Annotated in this window: 5 protein-coding genes; all 5 read right to left on the bottom strand. The window is 54.3% G+C overall.

What is annotated here, in order from left to right:
* Window positions 1-235: 235 nt before the first annotated feature.
* The 5 genes from MJ606_RS18175 to MJ606_RS18155 all read right to left on the bottom strand — a co-directional run bounded on the left by MJ606_RS18175 (window position 236) and on the right by MJ606_RS18155 (window position 5125).
* On the bottom strand, window positions 236-1387 hold the full coding sequence (locus tag MJ606_RS18175; RefSeq protein ID WP_243050970.1) for a hypothetical protein: 1152 nt from the start codon (window positions 1385-1387) through the stop codon (window positions 236-238).
* Window positions 1388-1523: 136 nt separating this feature from the next.
* Window positions 1524-2492: a hypothetical protein gene (locus tag MJ606_RS18170; protein ID WP_243050969.1), complete on the bottom strand. Its 969-nt coding sequence runs from the start codon at window positions 2490-2492 to the stop codon at window positions 1524-1526.
* A 282-nt stretch (window positions 2493-2774) separates the two neighbouring features.
* Window positions 2775-3362 (bottom strand): hypothetical protein, encoded by a 588-nt coding sequence (locus tag MJ606_RS18165; RefSeq protein ID WP_243050968.1) that lies wholly within the window; start codon window positions 3360-3362, stop codon window positions 2775-2777.
* A 38-nt stretch (window positions 3363-3400) separates the two neighbouring features.
* Window positions 3401-4528 carry a hypothetical protein gene (locus MJ606_RS18160; RefSeq protein ID WP_243050967.1) on the bottom strand — a complete coding sequence of 376 codons (1128 nt, stop codon included), beginning with the start codon at window positions 4526-4528 and terminating at the stop codon, window positions 3401-3403.
* A gap of 117 nt (window positions 4529-4645) precedes the next feature.
* Complete coding sequence (locus tag MJ606_RS18155; protein ID WP_243050966.1) at window positions 4646-5125, bottom strand: hypothetical protein; 480 nt, start codon at window positions 5123-5125, stop codon at window positions 4646-4648.
* Window positions 5126-6337: the final 1212 nt, after the last annotated feature.

Raw genomic sequence — 6337 nt, 5'->3', positions numbered from 1 at the left:
TCCTCGGGTCAGACTACGAGAAAATTCCACTTCTGACGTCAGCTAATTGGCGGGGGGATTACCATCCGACCGGTTTGCTGGTGTCGGTCACTTTGTAGCCGTTACATATTTCAGGCTATGCAAGCGATCGTCAGCACTCGCGCTGGCCAACGTGGGCGCATATCGGCTTACACCGGTACGCCGGCACACCGGGTGAGGGAGGATGCGGAGGCAGTATTCACAAGGCCCTGCGCGATTAGAACGGAGGCGCCTCTTCAAAACGGAATTCCCCTTCGTACTTATAGATCGACTTGAAAACAGCCTCTATGTGAGAGCCGAGCCTGTTCTCCAAATTTAGTTTCTCGATCACACTCGCCCCATCATCGGAGTAGTCGAAATAGATTTGCACGAGAGCAACGGAGTGCTTCTTGTCCCAATCCAAATCGATATCCGACGCCTCAAGTGATCTACCGACTAGCCCGGGGGAGTAGTAGTTGAGGATGTTTTTGACCCTCTCCCTGAACGTTTCAATGAAGACGGCAGCCCGGCGGCGATCAGTAACTATGTTTTCGTAAAAGGCATCTCGTTCCCGAGTGAGCTTGGCTACAAGAGTGTCATGCGCCCGGCTGTACTGCGGCACCATGTTGGGAAGCCTGCTGCGGTTAACGAAGTTGATGCGAGTAAACTGCTCGTTCCGATTGACAATGTAGTGGGCAATATACTTTTGCTTGTCGGTTGCGGTGACGCTTGGTGATGCCTTGTCGTAATCGACTTCCACCATATCGCCTTCTAGAACGGTAAGGAGCTCAAATACGTAAAGATGCGCTCCGCTCTGACGTTCGGGAAGCCTGGCGAGTTCGTAGGACTGCGCCTTAATGAGGGTGCTGATGCTGGAAAAGAAGGCGCGGTCGTTGTCTGCTTTATAGGAGCTTACTGGGTCGCCCGGCTTTCCACTCGCAGTTATTGGTGCCAGCTCCTGAAGGCCGAAGATTTCTCTTTCAGGTGCGCCCCACACGTCTCCGGCCCTTTTTGCCAGTTCTTGAGATAGTTTCTTGGGGAAGACTTCAGCCGACACGATGTGTTCTATCGCCTTGTCGTTGGTCCAGTATTGGAAAGGAAATAGATCTTTGTTCGGATCATTCTTGTTTTGGCCTCTTGTCAAGAAAGCAAAAAGGCTACGCGACGACTTTTTGCAGCTAACGATGATTGCAGAGTAAATCGTCACATCGCCAACGATATTGGCTTTATATGCGATTAAATCGATCTCTCGTGGTTGGCCACTAGTGTCATCTAGATAATATTTGTTGGAGAAGATGGACCAGCCATCCTTCTTGAAAAGGCTGGCGGTGTGGTGCTCCAGTGGGAAGCCAGTTCGCTCAACTGCCTCCAGCAATAGTTTGGTGTCCATGTGCTGCGATCTCATTCAAATGGCGATAGGCGTATCATCACAAAACTCAATGTTCCAGAGATATCGGTGATAACTCGGAACGGCGTGTAGGTGGCAGCGATCGGTAGAATTGTTCCACTCGCCCCGCGTACGTGAGCTAAGTCTTAATAAGTTCTGCGAAGATATCGTTGTAGCTACTGGCTTTGCTAGCAATCCCGACCACTGTCGCGAAGACCGCATCTCTCGCTTTCGCTCGACGGATGCTCTCCAAGGTGCGCTTGTCTACGTAGGTGACATCCGCGTATGAAGCTAGACACAATAGATGGACATCGTTTAGTTCGCTGCCTTTGCGCTCTGGCTGATCGTGGGCATGCTTCCGCATACCTTCCTCGATTACGACTACTGGAAGACGATTGCGGGTCACTGTTCGCTTGAGCTGATGCAGGGGCAGGCCGCTTGACTCGGCTATGATCCCTAGGCGCTTGTGAAAGATGAGGAGATTCATAACCTCGGCAAACGTGGCCGACGGGTCGATCTCATTGGGTTGTAGGCCTGCGTTTACTAGGATTTGAATGGCAGGAGGCATGTCGGTGTCTCCAGCAATAAGTTGACCGTCCTCAGCGATCTCGGAGAAGAATCGGTCAGCTATCCCGGTAGGGTCAACTATCCGCCTGTCTCCACGTGTCGTGACTTCGTTGGCCAAATTGTCTCGAAGAGACTGGAATGTCCGGGCCGCATCTGCGCTTTCGCGCATTGGCCTACCCATCCAGTCAGCGATGCGTGTCCTGTTTATATTCTTCGGGCGCCACGGGGAGATCGCCGCGATCCTACGTGCGTTCTCCTGCAGGTCAGTCAATGCCGGCCTTAGAAGGCGCCAATCCTTGAAATGATTGGGTATTGCCTCTGTGGCTGGCCCAACGGAAAACAAGCTTTCACGCGCAATATCGCGGACTCGGAGCACATCCGCGTCTGGGTGAGCATGCGCCGCCACAACTTCGGCCTCGAGTACATCAAGAACTAACCCAGGGCCTGCATTCGGATCGGACGGCCGAATCCATGCCATCAATGGCCAGCTCCACAGATAACGAAGCCGGGCGTCCACCAGTTCGCCGTTCTGATGTTGCATCAGCTCCTCGAGCTGATGCCAGGAAAGCAACGGTAGCCACCCATGTTCGACAAGGCTGGGAATGAAACTCTGTGCCGCATGCCGTTGACTGCGACTAGCCGAATCCCAATCGGCCGCAAGTCCTGCCAAGTGAGATGTGTCAAGAACTACGAGACGTGGCCTGCTGATAAGCGTAGAAGCAATCACCGCAGATGTGACCCCCGCTTGGGGTTTGAGAGGCGCGAACACGAGACGAAACAAGGAGGTTTGTTCAGCCTCATGCGCCGTGCGTTAGCGACAAAGTTAGCCGGCAAATATTTCGATGGCGTCTGTGTCAGATGCATTCTGGTCCGGCTCAAAGAATTCAACAGGTAGGAGGCCTAACACCGCAAGTGTCATCTGCCACCATCGCTCCACGGAGTGGAGGAGTGCCATCAGGTCGATATCAGCGCCGGGAAAGATGACGCGAAATGTGGTCACTGAATGAGGCTCTTCGCCCACGAGGAATTCGATAGGTGAATCGACAGTCATGAAACCGTCGATCCGATGCCTCTCCAGCATCGCCCTATGCTTGAAGGCGGTCGCTATTTGGTGGCATGAATAAAGTAGTGGGTCCTTGCGAAGAAACGATGTGAGCTCTTGTTCGTTTCCAGCGTCCAGTTTTTCCTTGGCGATTGACCAGGCGTCGTTTTCGCTTAGCTCAACGCAGACCCAGTCTCCCAGGTGCCACGCGGTGGTTGCTGCATTGATTGCAAAGTATGCGGCAGCTTCCATGTCCATTTGGGATTGGACAAGTGAATAGGCATGCCCTAGTTCCCATCTCAGCTTCTGCAACATATGGGCCGAAGACTTGAGATGGAACGTTCGATCGGTTGCTGGGATCTTGGTCATGTAACCTGATGCCTCTGCTAGCATTTTGACCAGAACGGTTAGCGCTTCAGCGCGTAATCTCTTGGCAGAGGGGAGTCGCTCCCCTGGGCCCCTACTACTGTAGGGTGGATCCAAGTAAGGCGACGTTGAGAGAGACCGCTACCGAACGCTTGGTTGCGAAAATGACCGCGACGAAAGTGGGCGCGTTTACTAGTGCCTTCACCGGCGCGACCAAGGCCAGCCTCCTCCCACGTTGGGCCCACCACTATGCGGTCAAAGGTGCCGCGAATGCGCTGTTCGTACTTGCGCCGCTTCACGGGATCTTTCGGCGGCGCTGTACGGAGAAGGTCGGAGCGGCCTTGATGGTCCGCACGCCGAACGTTGGGGATGTTGAGATAGAGAAGTACTTTCGATGCTAGCGATACGACTCGGCGGATAACGGCTTCATTTTTTTCCTCGGCTGAACCGGGTTCCGGTGGTGTCAGGCCGAGCCTGGCGTAGAGTTCAATATCGTAGTCAGCAATCAACTGAAGAATAGATTTCGACTCGGCGCCCTTTGATATGGAAAGAGGGCGATAGTAGTACGCGTCATCCAGTGCGTTCTTGGATGCTGCGGTTGTTGAGCTGGCCACAACGAACTCCAACCATCGCTCTGACTCACCGGTGTCTGGATCTATTGGATGCGATTCGCGAATAAGAACGCCCTCCAGCGGGAAATACCCGCCGGTGCCGTCATAGAGCCGATATTCCTCGCCAGTGCGTGGCATTAGAAGGTACAGACTGCGAGGCATTGGCATGCGCAGCTGCTCGGCTGTAATCGAGTCATCGATGTCAGTATTTTCGAGCATCTCGAGAAGAGCTGGCGTAGCCTCGACGATTGGTCCTTTCTCGAGCCAAGAAAGCGCCACGGTGATCTGCGAAGCCGCAAAGAGCGGAGAGTCACTCGGGGTCCCGCGAGAGGACTTCGCGTTCTTTGTCAGCCAGTCGCCAATCTGAGCTGCCGTCAAGGATCGATCACTTGAGATCGTATCGAAGCTTATGCCTTCGACAGCGTAAACCTCTGAGATGGCCTCGACTGTCATTTGCGCGAGGCCGGTATCGCGCTGTCGAATAGGGTATGGCGCGCGGATAATTCGTGGTTCGAGCATCAGGCTATGTAAGCTATCCAAGCTTTTTTGCATGTCCATTGATAGACCCCTGTTATACCGACGATCCTGACATATCTTCACTCGAGTCTTGCTCGAGAGGCATCGCGCGATGCGATCGCTAAGACTCAATCCGCCTTTCTGTGAATTACGCGCAGCTCATTCGTGATGGAACTCGGCCGGCAACGGCATCGTGAATTGGATCGCTGGATCAGCGATCGTCCGAATGATGTCTCCATGCCAAGGATCAGTGGCCACTTCGACATGGGTATAGCCCTCGTCGAGCAACGCATAGAGGCGATGGCGTCCGTCCGTCACTCGAATTCGGCCGTAGCGGAAAGAGAGCCAAGGGTGATGCATGGGCTCACCTTTTCGTACCGCCTGGATTGCTCTTGCATAGCGCTCAGGCATGAATGTGTCAGGCGTTCTGTCGACCGCGGAATCTGCCCAGAGTTCGTCGCCGCGCAGTGCTGCCGTCAGCAGGGCGAGATCTACGTGCACGACGTTTGGATCGCCGACCGTGGTGACAATGGGCAAATAGGTGGGGTACTCCTTGCGGAGGCGAGGTGCAGACTGCCGAAAGAAGTCAGAAAGGGTGATGCGCTGTTCGGAATGTAACGGCTCTTCTTCGATGGACATTGGGGCTCGTGTTTGTGGGGTGAAAAGCCTTGCGCGCTACTGAACGCCTTCATGTGTGTCGTCAAGCGGGTCGTTCGGTCTCTCTCGGATGGGGCTGCAGTCAATCCACAGCCCATACGGCAGGACGAGATTTTTAGTCGTTTTTTTGCGCTGAATCACCTAAGCCCCTAGTAACGCGGAAAAACGGCTCTGTATATGGCCTTGGAGCCGGGGGCCTTTGTTCAATCCCTTACTCGAATACTATTCCAGAACTATATCCTGAACTATATCCGTAAATATATCTAAGGCATTGAACCTAAACGGGTTGGATTGACTTGGCGCTGTTGGGGGCGCAGTGTCTATCTGGTAAGCGATGTACTCGGCTTCTAAGCCTTGAGCGAACCATTGCAGCTTGCGCGAACTGAGCATGTCGAGTTTGGCCTGGACAGGATAGATCGCGAATAGCGCACTGAATCTACGAGTGGGAGCAGTCGATGGCTTCAGCCCCGAGTGTTCAACTGGGTCTCGACAATTACCTGCCGAACGCCCCCATCTTGTCGGCGACAGAGACCGCACGCCTGCTCGGCTTCGCTTCGACAGGGGCGTTGGCCAAGGCGAGACAAGCAGGTCGCCTTCCAATCGAGATGTTTCAAGTTCCAGGTCGCAGGGGGTGGTTTGCGGCCACACCGGTCGTTCGCGCTTGGCTTCAGACCGTAGTTCAAGGAGGAGGAGCCCGCGACGTCACTCCAGTGGAGGACATGCCATGAGCGGATAGCGCTTTTAGGGGCGCTATAAACGGTCGAGCCCCGCGTGTTCAAGACGCGAGGCTCGAAAGTGAAGGCGGGCTTGTTGGTCACTTGCTTCCCTTCCAGTTTTAGTGCCTTCCTCCGAACACGTCAAGCACTTTCGTCGCTCTGTGGCGTGAGCTTGTTTCCGTGTGCATGGAATCAGCGGCAGCAGTTTGGTCGCCAAGGTCCCGTGCGCCTTCTACGAGGGCATATCCCATGCTGTCTGATGCAAACCGGGCGGTTTACTACCAGTCCCTTGGTCTTTCGTCGGTCGTGATCCGTGAAGTCGAAGAAATGCGACTGAGCAGCCCCTCTAGGAGACTTTCGCAAAGGGGACTCAGGAACACTCTTGTCGACTTCTATTCCGCAAAGAATGCCTCTCTGGACCGGCCAGAGTTCTGTAGACACTTACGAGCCGCTTTGCGCGTAGCGCCGTTCAAACTCT

The organism is Dyella sp. RRB7 (genome assembly GCF_022761115.1).
Lineage (GTDB): Bacteria > Pseudomonadota > Gammaproteobacteria > Xanthomonadales > Rhodanobacteraceae > Dyella.
Note: the sequence above shows the minus strand (reverse complement) of the source record. Positions and strands in the feature narration are given on the sequence as shown.